This is a genomic window from Leclercia sp. LSNIH8, assembly GCF_002920195.1.
Classification (GTDB): Bacteria; Pseudomonadota; Gammaproteobacteria; order Enterobacterales; family Enterobacteriaceae; genus Enterobacter.
The window spans coordinates 432,683-452,719 of sequence record NZ_PQJY01000001.1; the positions used below are offsets into that span (position 1 = coordinate 432,683).

General features: G+C 53.8%; 20 protein-coding genes and 5 tRNA genes. 22 read left to right on the forward strand and 3 right to left on the reverse strand.

What is annotated here, in order from left to right; genetic code table 11:
* Positions 1–14: 14 nt before the first annotated feature.
* The 21 genes from odhB to pnuC all read left to right on the forward strand — a co-directional run bounded on the left by odhB (position 15) and on the right by pnuC (position 16,150).
* Complete coding sequence (odhB, locus tag C3406_RS02130; RefSeq protein ID WP_103178721.1) at positions 15–1,241, forward strand: 2-oxoglutarate dehydrogenase complex dihydrolipoyllysine-residue succinyltransferase; 1,227 nt, start codon at positions 15–17, stop codon at positions 1,239–1,241.
* Between the two features lie 87 nt (positions 1,242–1,328).
* Positions 1,329–2,495 carry an ADP-forming succinate--CoA ligase subunit beta gene (gene sucC / locus C3406_RS02135; RefSeq protein WP_032617084.1) on the forward strand — a complete coding sequence of 389 codons (1,167 nt, stop codon included), beginning with the start codon at positions 1,329–1,331 and terminating at the stop codon, positions 2,493–2,495.
* The gene (sucD, locus tag C3406_RS02140) at positions 2,495–3,364 is read left to right on the forward strand and encodes a succinate--CoA ligase subunit alpha (RefSeq protein WP_032617085.1); all 870 of its coding nucleotides are present in this window, start codon (positions 2,495–2,497) and stop codon (positions 3,362–3,364) included. The genes sucC and sucD overlap by 1 nt, the downstream gene beginning before the upstream one ends.
* 812 nt (positions 3,365–4,176) lie before the next feature.
* Positions 4,177–5,778: a cytochrome ubiquinol oxidase subunit I gene (cydA, locus tag C3406_RS02145; protein WP_103823557.1), complete on the forward strand. Its 1,602-nt coding sequence runs from the start codon at positions 4,177–4,179 to the stop codon at positions 5,776–5,778.
* 15 nt (positions 5,779–5,793) lie between these two features.
* On the forward strand, positions 5,794–6,933 hold the full coding sequence (cydB, locus tag C3406_RS02150) for a cytochrome d ubiquinol oxidase subunit II (RefSeq protein ID WP_103823556.1): 1,140 nt from the start codon (positions 5,794–5,796) through the stop codon (positions 6,931–6,933).
* Between the two features lie 14 nt (positions 6,934–6,947).
* Positions 6,948–7,061, forward strand: coding sequence for a cytochrome bd-I oxidase subunit CydX (gene cydX / locus C3406_RS02155; RefSeq protein ID WP_006177208.1), 114 nt, complete (start codon positions 6,948–6,950; stop codon positions 7,059–7,061).
* Entirely contained in the window at positions 7,061–7,345 is a 285-nt protein-coding gene (ybgE, locus tag C3406_RS02160; protein WP_103178726.1) for a cyd operon protein YbgE, read from the forward strand. Before cydX ends, ybgE begins: the two co-directional genes overlap by 1 nt.
* A gap of 148 nt (positions 7,346–7,493) precedes the next feature.
* Positions 7,494–7,898 carry a tol-pal system-associated acyl-CoA thioesterase gene (gene ybgC, locus C3406_RS02165; RefSeq protein WP_032617092.1) on the forward strand — a complete coding sequence of 135 codons (405 nt, stop codon included), beginning with the start codon at positions 7,494–7,496 and terminating at the stop codon, positions 7,896–7,898.
* Entirely contained in the window at positions 7,895–8,587 is a 693-nt protein-coding gene (gene tolQ / locus C3406_RS02170; RefSeq protein WP_072036639.1) for a Tol-Pal system protein TolQ, read from the forward strand. Before ybgC ends, tolQ begins: the two co-directional genes overlap by 4 nt.
* Positions 8,588–8,590: 3 nt before the next feature.
* The gene (tolR, locus tag C3406_RS02175) at positions 8,591–9,019 is read left to right on the forward strand and encodes a colicin uptake protein TolR (RefSeq protein ID WP_039029343.1); all 429 of its coding nucleotides are present in this window, start codon (positions 8,591–8,593) and stop codon (positions 9,017–9,019) included.
* A gap of 37 nt (positions 9,020–9,056) precedes the next feature.
* Complete coding sequence (gene tolA, locus C3406_RS02180) at positions 9,057–10,385, forward strand: cell envelope integrity protein TolA (RefSeq protein WP_103823555.1); 1,329 nt, start codon at positions 9,057–9,059, stop codon at positions 10,383–10,385.
* A 133-nt stretch (positions 10,386–10,518) separates the two neighbouring features.
* Complete coding sequence (gene tolB, locus C3406_RS02185; RefSeq protein WP_103823614.1) at positions 10,519–11,811, forward strand: Tol-Pal system beta propeller repeat protein TolB; 1,293 nt, start codon at positions 10,519–10,521, stop codon at positions 11,809–11,811.
* Between the two features lie 34 nt (positions 11,812–11,845).
* Positions 11,846–12,367, forward strand: a complete 522-nt coding sequence (gene pal / locus C3406_RS02190) for a peptidoglycan-associated lipoprotein Pal (RefSeq protein ID WP_032617096.1) — start codon at positions 11,846–11,848, stop codon at positions 12,365–12,367.
* Positions 12,368–12,376: 9 nt separating this feature from the next.
* On the forward strand, positions 12,377–13,159 hold the full coding sequence (gene cpoB / locus C3406_RS02195; protein ID WP_103823554.1) for a cell division protein CpoB: 783 nt from the start codon (positions 12,377–12,379) through the stop codon (positions 13,157–13,159).
* A gap of 162 nt (positions 13,160–13,321) precedes the next feature.
* A tRNA-Lys gene (locus C3406_RS02200) sits at positions 13,322–13,397 on the forward strand.
* 135 nt (positions 13,398–13,532) lie between these two features.
* A tRNA-Val gene (locus C3406_RS02205) sits at positions 13,533–13,608 on the forward strand.
* Between the two features lie 3 nt (positions 13,609–13,611).
* Positions 13,612–13,687, forward strand: a tRNA-Lys gene (locus C3406_RS02210).
* Positions 13,688–13,832: 145 nt separating this feature from the next.
* Positions 13,833–13,908, forward strand: a tRNA-Lys gene (locus C3406_RS02215).
* Positions 13,909–13,937: 29 nt separating this feature from the next.
* Positions 13,938–14,013, forward strand: a tRNA-Lys gene (locus C3406_RS02220).
* 343 nt (positions 14,014–14,356) lie between these two features.
* Positions 14,357–15,400 carry a quinolinate synthase NadA gene (nadA, locus tag C3406_RS02225; RefSeq protein ID WP_103823553.1) on the forward strand — a complete coding sequence of 348 codons (1,044 nt, stop codon included), beginning with the start codon at positions 14,357–14,359 and terminating at the stop codon, positions 15,398–15,400.
* Between the two features lie 30 nt (positions 15,401–15,430).
* Positions 15,431–16,150 (forward strand): nicotinamide riboside transporter PnuC, encoded by a 720-nt coding sequence (gene pnuC, locus C3406_RS02230; protein ID WP_103823552.1) that lies wholly within the window; start codon positions 15,431–15,433, stop codon positions 16,148–16,150.
* On the opposite strand, the gene zitB is transcribed toward pnuC, so the two are convergent.
* Together zitB and C3406_RS26760 are read right to left on the reverse strand one after the other, a co-directional pair.
* Positions 16,147–17,085, reverse strand: coding sequence for a CDF family zinc transporter ZitB (gene zitB / locus C3406_RS02235; RefSeq protein ID WP_103823551.1), 939 nt, complete (start codon positions 17,083–17,085; stop codon positions 16,147–16,149). The two genes, pnuC and zitB, sit on opposite strands and share 4 nt — an antisense overlap.
* Before the next feature lie 108 nt (positions 17,086–17,193).
* Positions 17,194–17,724: a protein YbgS gene (locus C3406_RS26760; RefSeq protein ID WP_103823550.1), complete on the reverse strand. Its 531-nt coding sequence runs from the start codon at positions 17,722–17,724 to the stop codon at positions 17,194–17,196.
* 321 nt (positions 17,725–18,045) lie between these two features.
* On the opposite strand from C3406_RS26760, the gene aroG reads away from it, so the two are divergent.
* Complete coding sequence (aroG, locus tag C3406_RS02245) at positions 18,046–19,098, forward strand: 3-deoxy-7-phosphoheptulonate synthase AroG (RefSeq protein ID WP_103823549.1); 1,053 nt, start codon at positions 18,046–18,048, stop codon at positions 19,096–19,098.
* A gap of 66 nt (positions 19,099–19,164) precedes the next feature.
* On the opposite strand, the gene gpmA is transcribed toward aroG, so the two are convergent.
* Complete coding sequence (gene gpmA / locus C3406_RS02250) at positions 19,165–19,917, reverse strand: 2,3-diphosphoglycerate-dependent phosphoglycerate mutase (RefSeq protein ID WP_103823548.1); 753 nt, start codon at positions 19,915–19,917, stop codon at positions 19,165–19,167.
* Positions 19,918–20,037 lie beyond the last annotated feature (120 nt).

The following is a 20,037-nucleotide window of genomic DNA, read 5'->3' on the forward strand; positions in this document are numbered from 1 at the left end:
TTAAAGGATACATAATGAGTAGCGTAGATATTCTTGTTCCCGACCTGCCTGAGTCCGTAGCAGATGCAACCGTCGCCACCTGGCACAAAAAACCAGGCGACGCGGTAACCCGCGACGAAGTGCTGGTAGAAATCGAAACTGACAAAGTGGTACTGGAAGTACCGGCTTCAGCGGATGGCATTCTGGATGCAGTCCTGGAAGATGAAGGTACGACGGTAACCTCTCGCCAGATCCTGGGTCGCCTGCGTGAAGGCAACAGCGCGGGCAAAGAGTCCAGCGCTAAGTCTGAAGAGAAAGCCTCTACGCCAGCCCAGCGCCAGCAGGCTTCTCTGGAAGAGCAGAGCAACGACGCGCTGAGCCCGGCGATCCGTCGCCTGCTGGCTGAGCACAGCCTCGACCCGGCGGCCATTAAAGGCACCGGCGTCGGCGGCCGCCTGACCCGCGAAGATATCGACAAACACCTGGCGAAAGCGCCGTCTGAAGCGAAAGCAGAAGCCAAAGCGCCTGAAGCTGCACCAGCAGCACAGCCTGCTCTGGGCGCACGCAGCGAAAAACGCGTGCCGATGACCCGCCTGCGTAAGCGTGTGGCCGAGCGTCTGCTGGAAGCGAAAAACTCCACCGCGATGCTGACCACCTTCAACGAAGTGAACATGAAGCCAATCATGGACCTGCGTAAGCAGTACGGTGACGCCTTTGAAAAACGTCACGGTATCCGTCTGGGCTTTATGTCCTTCTACGTGAAAGCGGTTGTTGAAGCGCTGAAACGCTATCCGGAAGTGAACGCATCTATCGATGGCGATGATGTGGTTTATCACAACTACTTCGACGTGAGCATGGCCGTTTCTACCCCGCGCGGCCTGGTGACCCCGGTTCTGCGTGATGTGGATACCCTGGGCATGGCTGACATCGAGAAGAAAATTAAAGAGCTGGCAGTGAAAGGCCGTGACGGCAAGCTGACCGTAGACGACCTGACTGGCGGTAACTTCACCATTACCAACGGCGGCGTATTCGGTTCGCTGATGTCTACCCCGATCATCAACCCACCGCAGAGCGCGATCCTTGGCATGCACGCCATTAAAGACCGCCCGATGGCGGTAGACGGTAAAGTGGAGATCCTGCCGATGATGTATCTGGCGCTCTCCTACGATCACCGTCTGATCGATGGCCGCGAGTCCGTGGGCTTCCTGGTGGCGATTAAAGAGCTGCTGGAAGATCCGACCCGTCTGCTGCTGGACGTCTAGTTTTTCGCGGTACTGCCCGGCGGCACCTGGTCTGCCGGGCCTACAAAAGCATGACCTAACGATTACCCTGAAGGATGGATAGAACACATGAACTTACATGAATATCAGGCAAAACAGCTGTTTGCCCGGTATGGCTTACCGGCTCCGGTGGGTTATGCCTGCAATACCCCTCGTGAAGCAGAAGAAGCCGCCTCTAAAATCGGTGCGGGTCCATGGGTAGTGAAATGTCAGGTTCACGCTGGCGGCCGCGGTAAAGCGGGCGGTGTGAAAGTCGTTAACAGTAAAGAAGAGATCCGCGCTTTTGCTGAGCACTGGCTGGGCAAACGTCTGGTGACCTACCAGACAGACGCAGGCGGCCAGCCGGTTAACCAGATCCTGGTTGAAGCGGCAACCGATATTGCTAAAGAACTCTACCTCGGCGCAGTCGTAGACCGTAGCTCCCGTCGCGTGGTGTTCATGGCCTCTACCGAAGGCGGCGTGGAAATCGAAAAAGTGGCGGAAGAGACGCCGCATCTGATCCACAAAGTCGCTATCGATCCGCTGGCAGGCCCAATGCCTTACCAGGGTCGCGAGCTGGCCTTCAAACTGGGTCTGGAAGGCAAACTGGTGCAGCAATTCACCAAGATCTTCATGGGCCTGGCAACTATCTTCCTGGAGCGCGATCTGGCGCTGATCGAAATCAACCCGCTAGTAATCACCAAGCAGGGCGATCTGATCTGCCTCGACGGCAAACTGGGCGCTGACGGCAACGCACTGTTCCGCCAGGCTGACCTGCGCGAAATGCGCGACCAGTCTCAGGAAGATCCACGTGAAGCGCAGGCTGCACAGTGGGAACTGAACTACGTGGCACTCGATGGCAACATCGGTTGCATGGTTAACGGTGCGGGCCTGGCAATGGGCACCATGGACATCGTTAAGCTGCACGGCGGCGAGCCGGCAAACTTCCTGGATGTGGGCGGCGGCGCAACCAAAGAGCGCGTGACCGAAGCATTCAAAATTATTCTCTCCGATGACAACGTGAAAGCCGTTCTGGTTAACATCTTCGGCGGTATCGTACGTTGCGACCTGATCGCTGACGGTATCATCGGCGCGGTAGAAGAAGTGGGCGTGAACGTCCCGGTTGTCGTTCGTCTGGAAGGTAACAACGCTGAACTCGGCGCGAAAAAACTGGCTGACAGCGGCCTGAATATTATTGCAGCGAAAAGTCTGACGGATGCAGCTCAGCAGGTTGTTGCCGCAGTGGAGGGGAAATAATGTCCGTTTTAATTAATAAAGATACCAAGGTTATCTGCCAGGGCTTCACCGGTAGCCAGGGTTCATTCCACTCTGAGCAGGCGATTGCCTACGGTACGCAGATGGTTGGCGGCGTAACGCCAGGTAAAGGCGGCACCACCCATCTGGGCCTGCCGGTGTTCAACACCGTCCGTGAAGCGGTAGAAGCGACTGGCGCAACTGCCACCGTGATCTACGTTCCGGCGCCGTTCTGCAAAGACTCCATCCTGGAAGCGATCGACGCAGGCATCAAACTGATTATCACCATTACCGAAGGTATCCCGACCCTGGATATGCTGACCGTGAAGGTGAAACTGGACGAAGCGGGCGTACGCATGATCGGGCCAAACTGCCCGGGCGTGATCACCCCAGGCGAATGCAAAATCGGCATCATGCCGGGTCACATTCACAAGCCAGGTAAAGTGGGCATCGTTTCCCGCTCTGGTACCCTGACCTATGAAGCGGTTAAGCAGACCACCGACTACGGTTTCGGCCAGTCCACCTGCGTGGGCATCGGCGGCGACCCGATCCCGGGCTCTAACTTCATCGACATCCTGAAGCTGTTCCAGGAAGACCCGCAGACTGAAGCGATTGTGATGATCGGTGAAATCGGCGGTAGCGCGGAAGAAGAAGCGGCTGCTTACATCAAAGATCACGTGACCAAGCCAGTTGTTGGCTACATCGCGGGTGTGACCGCGCCGAAAGGCAAGCGTATGGGCCACGCAGGCGCCATCATCGCGGGCGGCAAAGGCACTGCGGATGAGAAATTCGCTGCGCTGGAAGCCGCAGGCGTGAAAACCGTGCGCAGCCTGGCTGACATCGGTGAAGCACTGAAATCTATCATTAAGTAAATCCTCTCTGCTCCCCGTGCGGGGAGCTTTGACATAATAAATGTCCGTTTCGACATGGTTGGCCATCGCAAGATGGCCTTTTTTTTTGCGCGACAGTGTTTCCGCGTGGAGACAGAGGCGGGCAGGGCGGATGAAAGTTAAGCGAACGGGCGTGAAAACATTTTGGGGTCGACGAATTGAAACAAATTAGCAACACATGGGTGTTAAATTATAGATTATTAAAAGTAAAATATTTGTGATAATAATTTTTGATAAAACCTATACGGAAAATTACTGTGAACCATCTGACATTAGCAGCACAGGCTTATTAAAAAAATGCTTCGCTGCCTGCGTTAATTTAAATCACCTTTATTTATAATCCCCGCTTTATTTGATAACCATCAAGCGAATATTAAAACATATCATTAACATCATTTTCATTGCATTTACCACGCGGAAACACCCTTAACACGTTCAGGGATTATTGATTTATATCAATATTTAATACCTGGAAAAGAGCGTCAAAAGGCGCTAAATTGTTCCCGATCAAATTGGTCGGAAAGTGATAATTTTGCTAAATATTGATCGCTGTCGTAAATCGTAAAAGACTTCCATTAAAAACCTGTTTATTGTAAGGGTTTTGCAGCGTAATATATTTGCGGGATCAATTTCAGTTTTTATTAACGCATCTGTAACCTTTCATCATCGCTTTTTTCCTCCTGCGAGGATTAAGTAACGAAGAAAGGGTGCTGATAATTTTTGGGGCATGTGTGTGGATCCTTCTCTAACGGGATTCACTCTCGGAGTCTTCATGCGATGAGCAAGGAGTCATAATGTTAGACGTAGTCGAACTGTCGCGCTTACAGTTTGCCTTGACCGCGATGTACCACTTCCTGTTTGTGCCGCTGACGCTCGGTATGGCGTTCCTGTTGGCCATCATGGAAACGGTTTACGTCCTCTCCGGCAAACAGATTTATAAAGATATGACCAAGTTCTGGGGCAAGTTGTTTGGTATCAACTTTGCGCTGGGCGTGGCAACCGGTCTGACCATGGAGTTCCAGTTCGGGACTAACTGGTCTTATTATTCCCACTATGTCGGGGATATCTTCGGGGCGCCGTTGGCCATTGAAGGTCTGATGGCTTTCTTCCTCGAATCCACCTTTGTAGGTCTGTTCTTCTTTGGTTGGGATCGTCTGGGTAAAGTCCAGCATATGTGCGTAACCTGGTTGGTGGCCCTGGGCTCTAACCTCTCCGCACTGTGGATCCTGGTCGCCAACGGCTGGATGCAGAACCCTATCGCGTCTGATTTCAACTTCGAAACCATGCGTATGGAGATGGTCAGCTTCTCCGAGCTGGTGCTGAACCCGGTCGCACAGGTGAAATTCGTTCACACTGTGGCCTCCGGCTATGTCTGCGGCGCGATGTTCGTGCTGGGCATCAGCGCCTACTACATGCTGCGTGGTCGTGACTTCGCCTTTGCTAAGCGCTCTTTCGCCATCGCGGCGAGCTTCGGTATGGCGGCTATCCTCTCCGTTATCGTGCTGGGTGATGAATCCGGTTACGAAATGGGCGACGTGCAGAAAACCAAACTGGCAGCGATCGAAGCAGAGTGGGAAACCCAGCCTGCACCGGCCGCCTTTACCCTGTTTGGTATCCCCGATCAGGATGCGCAGGAAAACCACTTTGCTATTCAGATCCCTTATGCGCTGGGCATCATTGCCACCCGCTCTGTGGATACGCCGGTTATCGGTCTGAAAGATCTGATGGTGCAGCATGAAGAGCGTATCCGTAACGGGATGAAAGCCTATACGCTTCTGGAAGAACTGCGTTCCGGGACCAGCGATCAGTCTGTTCGCGACCAGTTTAACGACGTGAAAAAAGACCTTGGCTATGGCCTGCTGCTGAAACGCTATACCCCGAACGTCTCTGACGCGACGGAAGAGCAGATCCAGATGGCGACCAAAGACTCGATTCCGCGCGTGGCGCCGCTCTACTTCGCCTTCCGTATCATGGTGGGTTGTGGTGTGCTGATGCTGCTGATTATCGCCGCCTCCTTCTGGTCGGTCATTCGTAACCGTATCGGTGAGAAGAAATGGCTGCTGCGCACCGCGTTGTATGCGATTCCGCTGCCGTGGATTGCCATTGAATCTGGCTGGTTTGTTGCGGAGTATGGCCGTCAGCCGTGGGCTATCGGTGAGGTGCTGCCAACTGCGGTGGCGAACTCCTCTCTGACCGCAGGCGATCTGATTTTCTCCATGTTGCTGATTTGCGGCCTCTACACCCTGTTCCTGGTGGCTGAACTGTTCCTGATGTTCAAGTTTGCGCGCCTTGGCCCAAGCAGCCTGAAAACCGGTCGCTACCATTATGAGCAGTCCACCGTTGCTTCTCAGCCTCAATACGAGCAGTCCACCGTGACTACTCAGCCGGCACGGTAAGACAGGAGTCGTCAAATGATCGATTATGAAGTATTGCGTTTTATCTGGTGGCTGCTGGTCGGGATCTTACTGATTGGTTTTGCGGTCACTGACGGTTTCGACATGGGGGTGGGCATGCTCACCCGCTTCCTCGGTCGTAATGATACCGAGCGTCGAATTATGATTAACTCCATCGCCCCACACTGGGACGGTAACCAGGTGTGGCTCATCACCGCAGGCGGCGCACTGTTCGCTGCCTGGCCGATGGTCTACGCGGCTGCGTTCTCCGGCTTCTATGTGGCGATGATTCTGGTGCTGGCATCCTTGTTCTTCCGTCCGGTCGGTTTTGATTACCGCTCGAAGATCGAAGACACCCGCTGGCGTAACCTGTGGGACTGGGGCATCTTCATCGGTAGCTTCGTGCCGCCGCTGGTCATCGGCGTGGCGTTCGGCAACCTGCTGCAGGGCGTGCCGTTCCACCTCGATGAATATATGCGCCTCTACTACACCGGTAACTTCTTCCAGCTGCTGAATCCGTTTGGTCTGCTGGCAGGGGTCGTCAGCGTGGCGATGATCATTACTCAGGGGGCAACCTACCTGCAGATGCGTACCGTGGGCGAGCTGCACCTGCGCTCTCGCGCCGTCTCGCAGATGGCGGCTCTGGTGACGCTGGTTGGCTTTGCGCTGGCAGGTTTGTGGGTGATGTTTGGTATCGACGGTTATGTTGTGACTACTGCGATTGACCATAGCGCACCGTCTAACCCGCTGACCAAAGAGGTGGCTCGCGAGGCTGGCGCCTGGCTGGTGAACTTCAATAACACACCGATCCTGTGGGCGATTCCGGCTCTGGGCGTCGCGCTGCCGGTGCTGACCATCCTGACCTCCCGCGCGGAGAAAGGGGCACTGGCGTTTGTCTTCTCTTCACTGACGCTTGCGTGCATCATCCTGACAGCCGGTATCGCGATGTTCCCGTTCGTGATGCCATCCAGCACGATGATGAATGCCAGCCTGACGATGTGGGATGCAACCTCCAGCCAGATGACCCTTAATCTGATGACGTTTGTGGCTGCCGTGTTCGTACCGATTATTCTGGCTTACACCGCCTGGTGTTACTGGAAAATGTACGGTCGTATCACGAAAGAACATATTGAAAGCAATACTCACTCTATGTATTAAGGAAGGAGCTGAATATGTGGTATTTCGCATGGATTTTAGGAACGCTTCTGGCCTGTGCATTTGGTGTGATTACCGCCCTTGCGCTTGAGCACGTTGAAGCGTCCAAAGCCGGTGAAGAAAAACACTGATGATCACGTATCTCTACGCGATTATGGACAAGCGCCCGTTAAGGGCGCTTTCCTTAGTGATGGCCTTACTGCTGGCGGGCTGCATTTTCTGGGACCCGTCGCGCTTCGCAGCGAAGACCAGCGAGCTCGAGATCTGGCACGGTTTTCTTATTATGTGGGCGGTATGTGCAGGCGTAATCCACGGGGTGGGATTTCGTCCGAAAGCCGTACACTGGCAGGGTATTTTTTGCCCGCTGATTGCTGATGTGATCCTGCTGTTGGGCCTGTTTTTCTTTTTCAACTGAATAAGAACTATCCGTTAATATTATGGGCTTACCCGGGCCCATAAAAATTTACTCTCTGTTTACTTTCCCCCATTCCAAACCACCATTCCCGCGCGTATAGTAGCGAAGTTTAAAAGCTCTAACCTTTTTTGCATTACCGGGATGTAAAGTGAATACAACGCTATTTCGATGGCCGGTTCGTGTCTACTATGAAGATACGGATGCCGGTGGTGTGGTTTACCACGCCAGCTACGTTGCCTTTTATGAACGAGCACGCACTGAAATGCTGCGCCATCATCACTTTAGCCAGCAGGTTCTGTTGGCGGAGCGAGTTGCCTTCGTGGTACGCAAGATGACGCTGGAGTATTTTGCGCCTGCCAGACTCGACGATATGCTCGAAGTCCAAACAGAAATAACATCAATGCGCGGAACCTCACTGGTTTTCACGCAGCGGATCGTCAATGCAGAGAACACGGTACTGAACGAAGCTGAAGTCCTGATTGTCTGTGTTGATCCACTCATCATGAAGCCTCGTGCGCTTCCTAAGTCTATTGTCGCGGAGTTTAAGCAGTGACTGACATGAATATCCTTGATTTGTTCCTGAAGGCAAGCCTTCTGGTTAAACTTATCATGTTGATTTTGATTGGTTTTTCAATCGCATCCTGGGCCATCATCATTCAGAGAACCCGTATCCTCAATGCGGCAGGCCGCGAAGCGGAAGCTTTTGAAGACAAGTTCTGGTCTGGTATCGAACTTTCCCGTTTGTATCAGGAAAGCCAGGGCCGTCGTGAAAACCTCTCCGGCTCCGAGCAAATCTTTTATAGTGGGTTTAAAGAGTTTGCCCGTTTGCACCGCGCCAATAACCATGCGCCGGAAGCGGTGGTTGAGGGGGCATCCCGTGCGATGCGTATCTCGATGAACCGTGAACTGGAAACGCTGGAAACGCATATTCCTTTCCTGGGTACCGTGGGTTCCATCAGTCCCTATATCGGTCTGTTTGGTACGGTCTGGGGGATCATGCATGCCTTTATCGCCCTGGGTGCAGTAAAACAGGCGACGCTGCAAATGGTTGCTCCGGGTATCGCTGAAGCGCTGATCGCGACTGCTATCGGTCTGTTCGCCGCAATTCCAGCGGTTATGGCGTATAACCGTCTGAACCAGCGCGTGAACAAACTGGAACTGAACTACGACAACTTCATGGAAGAGTTCACTGCGATTCTGCACCGCCAGGCGTTTACCAGCACCGAGAGCAACAAGGGGTAAACCATGGCCAGACAGCGTGGACGGGGTCGTCGCGAACTGAAGTCCGAAATCAACATTGTACCGCTGCTGGACGTGCTGCTGGTGCTGCTGCTGATCTTTATGGCGACAGCACCCATCATCACCCAGAGCGTTGAGGTTGATCTGCCGGATGCGACAGAATCTCAGGCTGTAAGCACCAATGACGATCCACCGGTCATCATTGAGGTATCCGGAGTAGGGCAGTACAGCGTGGTGGTGGAAAAAGATCGTATGGATCAGTTGCCGCCGGAGCAGGTCATTGCGGAAGCGCAACGACGTCTGCAGTCCAATCCGAAAACGGTCTTCTTAATCGGTGGTGCGAAAGACGTGCCTTACGATGAAATAATTAAAGCGCTGAACCTGTTGCATAGCGCGGGCGTTAAGTCAGTCGGCTTGATGACGCAGCCTATTTGATTATCTGCGTAAACAACAGAGTTTTTGGGAACCCATAGTGTCAAAGGCAACCGAACAAAACGATAAGCTTAAACGGGCGATAATTATCTCGGCGGTGCTGCATGTCATTCTTTTTGCAGGACTGATCTGGAGTTCGTTCGATGAGCATCTGGATGCCGCTGCCGGAGGTGGTGGAGGTTCATCCATCGATGCCGTCATGGTCGATCCCGGCGCGGTCGTTCAGAACTATAACCGTCAGCAGCAGCAGCAGGCGAGTGCAAAGCGCGCTGAAGAGCAGCGTGAAAAGCAGGCGCAACAGCAGGCGGAGGAGCTGCGTGAAAAGCAGGCCGCCGAGCAGGAGCGCCTGAAGCAGCTTGAGAAAGAACGTTTGCAGGCGCAGGAAGCGGCGAAAGAGCAGGCGGAGCAGCAAAAACAGGCTGAAGCCGCCGCGAAAAAAGCGCAGGAGCAGCAGAAGCAGGCGGAAGAGGCGGCAGCCAAAGCCGCAGCGGAAGCAAAAGCGAAGGCAGATGCTCAGGCAAAAGAAGCTGCTGAAGCCGCCGCAGCCGCAGCGAAAAAAGCTGCAGCCGATGCCCAGAAACAAGCTGAAGCCGAAGCCGCAAAAGCAGCGGCTGACGCGAAGAAAAAGGCAGAAGCGGAAGCGGCTAAGAAAGCCGCTGCCGACGCACAGAAAAAAGCGGAAGCAGAAGCCGCTAAACAAGCCGCCCAGGAAGCCGAGAAAAAAGCGGCTGCTGAAGCAGCGAAGAAAGCGGCTGCTGCGGAAAAAGCCGCGGCAGCTGAAAAGGCTGCTGCTGAAAAAGCGGCTGCTGAGAAGAAAGCGGCTGCCGCAGAAAAAGCCGCAGCCGAGAAGAAAGCCGCAGCAGAAAAAGCGGCTGCAGAAAAGAAAGCGGCTGCCGATAAAGCTGCTGCTGACAAAGCTGCCGCCGCGAAAGCCGCTGCCGCTAAGAAAGCCGCAGCAGAAAAAGCGGCCGCATCGGACGTTGACGACCTGTTCGGTGACTTAAGCTCAGGTAAGAATGCGCCGAAAGGTACCAACAGCGGTAGCGCAGGTGGCACTTCTCCTGCTAAAGGAAGTAAGCCAGGGCAAGGCGGTGCATCTCAGGCTGAGATTGCGTCGTATATTGCACAGGTACAGGCCGCCATTCGTGGGCATCTGTACGACTGGGATAGCTATCGCGGGAAAACCTGTACGCTTCGGGTAAACCTGGCCGCGGACGGAACCATCCTCAGCGTGAAAAAAGAGGGGGGCGACGAGGCCTTCTGTCAGCAGATGTTATCTGCAACCAGCAGGATGACGAAGTTCCCGAAACCGCCTTCACAGGCTGTGTATGAAACGTTCAAAAATGCACCGCTGGACTTCAAGCCTTAAGTTTTAATTTCCCTGTGCAAACGGGGAAAAACAGGCCAGGTTTAGTCTTAGCGTTCTGGTAGTTTTGTTTATTTGGGTTTGTTAACATTCTGCTAAATTATGCGGGTAAGGTTACCCGGATATGGGAGATATGATGAAGCAGGCATTACGTGTTGCAATGAGTTTCTTAATGCTGTGGGCAGCGGTGCTGCACGCAGAAGTGCGTATCGAAATCACCCAGGGAGTGGATTCGGCACGTCCGATTGGTGTGGTTCCGTTCCAGTGGACTGGCCCTGGTGCGGCGCCTGAAGACGCAGGCGGCGTCGTGGCTGCTGACCTGCGCAACAGTGGTAAATTCAACCCGTTAGACCGTTCTCGCCTGCCTCAGCAGCCGGGTAACGCGCAGGAAGTTCAGCCTGCGGCGTGGTCTGCACTGGGAATTGATGCCGTGGTTGTAGGTCAGGTTACCCCTAACCCGGACGGCTCTTACACCGTGGCCTATCAGCTGGTAGATACCGGCGGCGCACCGGGGACCGTTCTGTCTCAGAACTCTTACAAGGTCACTAAACAGTACCTGCGCTATGCGGCCCATGCTGCCAGCGATGCGGTATTCGAGAATCTGACCGGCATCAAAGGCGCATTCCGCACCCGTATCGCTTACGTTGTACAGACCAACGGCGGCCAATTCCCGTATGAGCTGCGCGTCTCTGATTACGATGGCTACAACCAGTTCACCGTTCACCGTTCACCACAGCCGCTGATGTCTCCGGCCTGGTCTCCGGACGGCTCTAAGCTGGCCTACGTGACCTTCGAAAGCGGTCGTTCGGCGCTGGTTATCCAGACGCTGTCTAACGGCGCGGTACGCCAGGTTGCCTCTTTCCCACGTCACAACGGCGCACCAGCATTCTCGCCTGACGGTTCTAAACTGGCGTTTGCCCTGTCTAAAACCGGTAGCCTGAACCTGTACGTGATGGACATCGCCTCTGGCCAGATCCGTCAGGTAACCGATGGTCGCAGCAACAACACTGAACCAACCTGGTTCCCGGACAGCCAGAACCTGGCCTTTACCTCTGACCAGGCGGGTCGTCCACAGGTCTATAAAGTTAATATTAATGGCGGTGCACCACAACGTATCACCTGGGAAGGTTCTCAGAACCAGGACGCCGACGTGAGCGCTGATGGTAAATTTATGGTAATGGTTAGCTCGGCCGGTGGTCAGCAGCACATTGCTAAACAAGATCTGGGCGGGGGCGGCGTACAAGTTCTGTCGTCGACTTTCCTGGATGAAACGCCAAGTCTGGCACCTAACGGCACTATGGTTATCTACAGCTCTTCTCAGGGGATGGGATCCGTGCTGAATCTGGTTTCTACCGATGGGCGTTTCAAAGCGCGTATTCCGGCAACTGATGGACAGGTAAAATCACCTGCCTGGTCGCCGTACCTGTAATAATAATTAATTGAATAATATAGGAATCATAGAAATGCAACTGAACAAAGTGCTGAAAGGGCTGATGATCGCTCTGCCTGTTATGGCAATCGCAGCGTGTTCTTCTAACAAGAACGCCAGCAACGACCAGAGCGGCGAAGGCATGATGGGTGCCGGCACCGGTATGGACGCAAACGGCAACGGCAATATGTCTTCTGAAGAGCAGGCGCGTCTTCAGATGCAACAGCTGCAGCAGAACAACATTGTTTACTTCGATCTGGACAAGTTCGACATCCGTTCAGACTTCGCTGCGATGCTGGATGCGCACGCTAACTTCCTGCGTAGCAACCCGTCTTACAAAGTCACCGTAGAAGGTCACGCGGACGAACGTGGTACTCCTGAGTACAACATCTCCCTGGGTGAGCGTCGTGCTAACGCCGTTAAAATGTACCTGCAGGGTAAAGGCGTTTCTGCTGACCAGATCTCCATCGTTTCTTACGGTAAAGAAAAACCTGCAGTACTGGGCCACGACGAAGCGGCTTACTCCAAAAACCGTCGTGCCGTACTGGTTTACTAAGAGAATTGCATGAGCAGTAACTTCAGACATCATCTGTTGAGTCTGTCGTTACTGGTTGGTATAGCGGCCCCCTGGGCCGCTTTTGCTCAGGCACCAATCAGTAGTGTCGGCTCAGGCTCGGTAGAAGACCGAGTCACCCAACTCGAGCGTATTTCTAATGCTCACAGCCAGCTTTTAACCCAACTTCAGCAGCAGCTCTCTGACAACCAAACCGATATTGACTCACTGCGCGGACAGATCCAGGAAAGCCAGTATCAGCTCAATCAGGTTGTGGAGCGCCAGAAGCAGATCATGTTGCAGATTGATAACCTGAATAATGGCGGCGCAGCAGCGCAACCGGCAGCAGGGGATCAGGGTGCTGCGGCAACGCCTCAGGCTGACACATCAGCCTCGACCGCTGCGCCTGTGCAGAGCGGTGATGCGAATACTGATTACAATGCGGCAATTGCCCTGGTGCAGGATAACTCGCGCCAGGACGAGGCGATGGCGGCGTTTCAGAACTTCGTGAAGAAATACCCGGATTCGACTTATCAGCCAAACGCAAATTACTGGCTGGGACAGTTGAATTACAACAAGGGTAAAAAAGACGATGCGGCATTCTATTTTGCCTCAGTCGTTAAAAATTACCCGAAATCACCGAAAGCACCTGACGCGATGTATAAGGTCGGTGTGATCATGCAGGACAAAGGCGACACCGCAAAAGCGAAAGCCGTTTTCCAGCAGGTAGTCACAAAGTTCCCGGGCACCGAAGGGGCAAAACAAGCGCAAAAACGCCTTGCTGCGATGGGATGATTGCCGCATGACCAGAAATCGCTTTATTTCTGGTCTTGCCGCATAATTCGTAAGCAGTTAAGTGATATTCATCAAAATTTTAGTTGCGCAGAATTCTTAAATCAGTAATATATGCCGCCGTTGCCAAGGGATATCAAACACCCCAGAAGCAGCCGAAATAGTGGGTCGTTAGCTCAGTTGGTAGAGCAGTTGACTTTTAATCAATTGGTCGCAGGTTCGAATCCTGCACGACCCACCACTACTTAAGTAGAAAGCAGTAGGTTAGCGTGAAGGATAACGTTGCGTCAGCAACGGCCCGTAGGGCGAGGCGAAGCCGAGTCATCCTACACGACCCACCACTAACTAAGTAGTAAGTAGTATCCAGCGTAGTATCGGGTGATTAGCTCAGCTGGGAGAGCACCTCCCTTACAAGGAGGGGGTCGGCGGTTCGATCCCGTCATCACCCACCACTCGGGTCGTTAGCTCAGTTGGTAGAGCAGTTGACTTTTAATCAATTGGTCGCAGGTTCGAATCCTGCACGACCCACCAATTTTAGTCTCTGACTCAGGGATTAAACGTGAAGGATAACGTTGCGTCAGCAACGGCCCATAGGGCGAGGCGAAGCCGAGTCATCCTGCACGACCCACCACTTTCTGGTGGTACCGAGTAAAATCTTCGAAGTCAGCACCCGAATGGGTCGTTAGCTCAGTTGGTAGAGCAGTTGACTTTTAATCAATTGGTCGCAGGTTCGAATCCTGCACGACCCACCACTTCGAAGAAAAGCAGTACATCCCGCAAGGGGTCGTTAGCTCAGTTGGTAGAGCAGTTGACTTTTAATCAATTGGTCGCAGGTTCGAATCCTGCACGACCCACCAATTTTAATATCTGACTCAGATATTAAACGTGAAGGATAACGTTGCTTTAGCAACGGCCCGAAGGGCGAGGCGAAGCCGAGTCATCCTGTACGACACACCAATGTAAAAAGGCGCCCTAAAGGCGCCTTTTTGCTATCTGTTATTCCAGAATTAAAAATGCGCGGGTTTACGTAGGTCGGGTAAGCGAAGCGCCACCCGACAAATGCTGCCCGCACGCTTTTTGATGTGACTTTCCCTCTCAGATTCGCTATCTTGTTTAGTATACAAAACACAATTGCCGTCACTTTGGTTATCATCGCTAAAGCATGGCAAATTTGTTAAGCCTGTAAAACGAGAAGCCAAAATGAGTGTGATGTTTGATCCAGAAGCCGCTATCTATCCTTTCCCACCAAAGCCTGCCCCGCTGAGCCTGGACGAAAAGCAGTTTTACCGTGAGAAAATTAAGCGTCTGCTCAAAGAGCGTGATGCGGTTATGGTGGCCCATTACTATACCGATCCTGAAATTCAGCAGCTTGCAGAAGAGACGGGCGGTTGTATCTCGGACTCGCTGGAGATGGCGCGCTTTGGTGCTAAGCATCCTGCTTCGACGTTGCTGGTGGCCGGGGTCCGTTTTATGGGCGAAACGGCCAAAATCCTCAGCCCGGAAAAAACGATTCTGATGCCGACCCTGAATGCGGAGTGCTCGCTCGATCTGGGCTGTCCGATCGACGAGTTTACCGCCTTCTGTGATGCCCACCCTGACAGAACGGTCGTCGTCTACGCCAATACCTCTGCGGCGGTGAAAGCACGCGCCGACTGGGTTGTCACCTCCAGTATCGCCGTTGAACTGATCGAGCATCTCGACAGCCTGGGCGAGAAGATTATCTGGGCACCGGACAGACATCTTGGCAATTACGTCCAGAAACAGACCGGAGCGGATATTCTCTGCTGGCAGGGCGCCTGTATCGTCCATGATGAATTCAAAACGCAGGCGCTGGCGCGCATGAAGGGGCTCTACCCGGATGCAGCCATTCTGGTTCACCCGGAATCCCCGCAGGCGATCGTTGATATGGCGGATGCCGTCGGCTCAACCAGCCAGCTGATCGCTGCCGCGAAGAGGCTGCCGCATCGCCAGTTGATTGTGGCGACCGATCGCGGCATCTTCTACAAAATGCAGCAGGCGGTGCCAGAGAAAGAGCTGCTGGAAGCACCGACCGCAGGCGAGGGGGCAACCTGTCGCAGCTGCGCGCACTGTCCGTGGATGGCCATGAACGGGCTCAAAGCGATTGCAGACGGTCTGGAGACGGGCGGAGCCGCCCATGAAATCCATGTTGATGCCGCGCTGCGAGAGGGGGCGTTAATTCCGCTTAACCGAATGCTGGATTTTGCGGCTACACTACGTCCTTAAACCACGTAAACGTAACGCTCAGGGGAAAAGATGGATTTTTTTAGCACGCAAAACATTCTGGTACATATACCGATTGGCGCTGGCGGCTATGACTTGTCATGGATTGAAGCGGTCGGGACGATTGCAGGTCTGCTCTGTATCTGGCTCGCCAGTCTGGAGAAGATCGTCAACTACGCGTTTGGCCTGGTGAACGTTACGCTGTTCGCCATCATCTTCTTCCAGATCCAGCTGTATGCCAGCCTGCTGCTGCAGCTGTTCTTCTTTGGAGCCAATATCTACGGCTGGTACGCCTGGTCCCGGCAGAACAGCCAGCAGGAGGCGGAACTGCAGATCCGCTGGCTACCGTTGCCGAAGGCCATGGGCTGGCTGGCTGCCTGCGTGGTAGCCATTGGCCTGATGACGGTCTATATCGACCCGGTGTTCGCCTTCCTGACCCGCGTAGCGGTCTCGGTGATGAATATCCTGGGGCTGAACGTCACCATGCCGGAGCTGCAGCCTGATGCCTTCCCGTTCTGGGATTCATGCATGATGGTTCTGTCGATTGCCGCCATGATCCTGATGACCCGCAAATATGTCGAAAACTGGCTGCTGTGGGTGATTATTAACGTGATAAGCGTGGCGATCTTTGCCCTGCAGGGCGTCTACGCCATGTCGCTGGAGTACATGATCCTCACCTTCATCGCCCTGAACGGCAGCAGGATGTGGATTAACAGCGCGCGTGAACGGGGTTCACACGCGCTGGCACGTTAATGGTGGTGGTGATGGGCGTGACCGGACGGGATCTCGTTGAGGTGGCAGTCCGGTCCGTTACAGGGGGTGTATTCCATCTGAATGGTGCTGTGCGCAATGGCGTAATGGTGCTCCAGAAAGTGCTGAATACGCCCCAGTAACGCATCATGATCGTGAGGCGGGATAACCTGAACATGCAGCGTCATCAGCGGTTTTTCTCCCACCATCCAGACGTGTACATGATGCACATCGCGCACTTCAGGAATGGAGCGCGTTAAGTTGCGCTTCAGCGCCGGGATATCCAGCGTCGCCGGCGCTCCTTCCAGCAGCTCATTGATGCTCTCCTGCAGAAGCCGCCAGGCACTGCGTAACACCAGGCACGAGACTAGAATCGACAATATCGGGTCGATGGGCGTCCAGCCGGTCCAGAGGATCACCAGCGCCGCAACGATGGCCCCCACCGACCCCAGCAGATCCCCCAGCACATGCAGCGCTGCTGCCCGCACGTTGAGATTCTTTTCTCCACTGCCACGATGCAAAATCCAGAACGCCAGGATATTAGCGATAAGCCCGGCCACGGCCACCACCATCATGGTGACACCCGCGACAGGCTGCGGATGGCGGAAACGCTGGAAGGCTTCCCAGACGATTAAAATCGTGATCAAGACCAGCGCGATAGCGTTGACGAAGGCGGCGAGGGTCGTGAGACGTAACCAGCCAAAAGTGCGTCCGTGGCTTGGCGGGCGGCGGGCGAATACTACCGCCAGCAGCGCAAACAGCAGCGCAGCGGCGTCCGTTAACATATGACCCGCATCGGCCAGCAGCGCCAGCGAGCCGGAAAACAACCCGCCAATCACCTCAATGACCATAAAGGTGGCGGTGACGCCGAACGCCAGTGTTAAGCGTTTAGCATTTTCATCCTGTGAAGAAGGGGCGTGCGAGTGGGAGTGCGCCATGAATACTTTCCCGGTAAATTATTATTGTAAGTGTAGAGTTTTTAACATTTTGCACAAAAAATAAAGGAGAGCCGTAGCTCTCCTTCATCATAACTGCATTACCCTTAATTACTGAGTAGTGCCGTCAGTTTTTTGTTCTTGCGGGGTTCTTTCAGAATCAACTTTGCCGGATTGATCCGGGCATTTACCGTCTTTACACATTGAATTTTTGTGCTGATCGTCCTTGGACATGCCGTCATTACCCATCTTACTTGGGTCATCATTACCCATGACAGAGTTAGTGCCGCCAGTGGTTGAACTGTTGCCGGTACCATTGGTCACTCCGGTGCTGCCGGAATTCGTACCATCTGAGTTCAGCATAGAACCTGTGCCAGTCCCTGTACCCGTACCTGTTGTGCCGGTACCGGTCGTACCTGTGGTGCCGGTTGTACCAGAACCCGTATTAATCTGGCTGTTGCCGGTGTTGTTTGGAGCAATATTCTGGCGTGCATCAGGCGCAACGGCCCCTGCATCAGCGGCGGCATTCGCCTGGCCATTATTGGTGTTAGAGCCGGTGGCGCTATCAGCAGCCAGGGCTGCACCGCTCGCCATCGTGAGCGAAGCTGTCAGGAAGAGGGTTGCGAGTTTAGTCATTTTCATCATGCTGCTCCTGTTCTGGTCGTTATGTTCTGGATAACTTCTTTCCACAGTGCATATGCGAAATCGATATACTGCTCAGTGGTTAAAGATGCCATGATCCCTACTTAGGTCAGTATGGAATCGCGATAAAGTTTATAAATGCAGTGCATACAGTTAAAAAGTTTAGGGTGTATCTCGTTTTTCGCTACTTTGTTGCGTTTTTTAAGCGAATTCCAGGATTTATCTGTGCCTAGTGTAAAATTGAGTTTACACTTCCTGACTGACAAGATAGATTGGAGGGATTGCATTCATTTATAAAAGTATGGCAACGCTGGAACGAACATGAATTATCAGAATGACGATTTACGTATTAAAGAGATCAACGAGTTATTACCCCCTGTAGCGCTCCTTGAGAAGTTTCCCGCCACCGAAAACGCCGCCAACACCGTTTCTCATGCCCGTAAAGCGATCCACAAGATCCTGAAAGGTAATGACGATCGTCTTCTGGTAGTAATCGGTCCGTGCTCCATTCATGATCCTGCGGCGGCAAAAGAGTATGCGGCGCGACTGCTGACCCTGCGCGAAGCGCTGAAGGATGAGCTGGAAATCGTCATGCGCGTCTATTTTGAAAAGCCGCGTACCACCGTAGGCTGGAAAGGGCTGATTAACGATCCGCATATGGATGGCAGCTTCCAGATCAACGACGGCCTGCGCATCGCCCGTAAGCTGCTGCTGGACATCAACGACAGCGGTCTGCCTGCGGCGGGTGAATTCCTCGATATGATCACCCCGCAATATCTCGCTGACCTGATGAGCTGGGGCGCCATTGGCGCGCGTACCACCGAGTCACAGGTTCACCGCGAGCTGGCGTCAGGGCTCTCCTGCCCGGTTGGCTTTAAAAATGGCACCGATGGCACCATCAAAGTGGCGATCGACGCCATTAACGCTGCCGGGGCGCCGCACTGCTTCCTCTCCGTCACCAAGTGGGGTCACTCCGCGATTGTGAACACCAGCGGGAACGGCGACTGCCATATCATTCTGCGCGGCGGCAAAGAGCCTAATTACAGCGCGGCGCACGTCGCCGAAGTGAAGGCGGGCCTGGAAAAAGCCGGTCTGGCGGCGCAGGTGATGATCGACTTCAGCCATGCCAACTCCAGCAAGCAGTTCAAAAAGCAGATGGAGGTAGGCGCCGATGTCTGCCAGCAGATTGCCAGCGGTGAAAAGGCGATTATCGGCGTGATGATTGAAAGCCACCTGGTGGAAGGCAATCAGAATCTGGAAGGCAGCGAGCCGCTGGTCTACGGTAAGAGCGTCACCGATGCCTGTATCGGCTGGGACGATACCGAAACGGTACTGCGCCAGCTGGCGAACGCGGTGAAAGCCCGTCGCGGCTAAAAAAAAGCCGGATAAGCATCCGGCATTCAGAACGCAGAGCCCGGTCATCGCGACCGGGCTTTTTTATTACTTAGCTTTACCCTGGTTCGCTACCGCCGCTGCTTTAGCCGCGATTTCGTCAGCGTTGCCCAGATAGTAGTGCTTGATTGGTTTGAAGTTTTCGTCGAACTCGTACACCAGCGGCACGCCGGTTGGGATGTTCAGCTCGAGGATCTCATCTTCACCCATGTTGTCCAGGTATTTTACCAGCGCGCGCAGGGAGTTACCGTGCGCAGCGATGATGACACGCTCACCGCTTTTCAGGCGTGGCAGAATGGTTTCGTTCCAGTAAGGAACAACGCGATCGATGGTCAGCGCCAGGCTTTCGGTGGTTGGCAGTTCAGCATCGGTCAGTTTCGCGTAACGCGGATCGTGGCCCGGATAACGCTCGTCATCTTTGGTTAGCTCTGGTGGGGTGACCGCGAAGCCGCGACGCCACTGTTTAACTTGCTCGTCACCGTATTTCTCTGCGGTTTCGGCTTTGTTCAGACCCTGCAGCGCACCGTAGTGACGCTCGTTCAGCTTCCAGGACTTCTCAACCGGCAGCCAGGCCTGATCCAGTTCGTCCAGCACGTTCCACAGGGTATGGATGGCACGTTTCAGCACGGAGGTATAAGCAAAATCGAAGCTGAAGCCTTCGTCTTTCAGCAGTTTGCCCGCTGCTTTCGCTTCGCCAACACCTTTTTCGGACAGGTCAACATCATACCAACCGGTAAAACGGTTTTCGTTGTTCCACTGGCTTTCGCCATGACGTACCAGAACCAGCTTAGTTACAGCCATATTTTACTCCTCCAGAACAAGCATTATTTGAATGATAACAATTCTCATTATATTGCTGCGGCTGAGCCGCGGGCAACGCTTAACCCTAACCATAGCGAAAATAGTGTCGCAGTGTAAGAT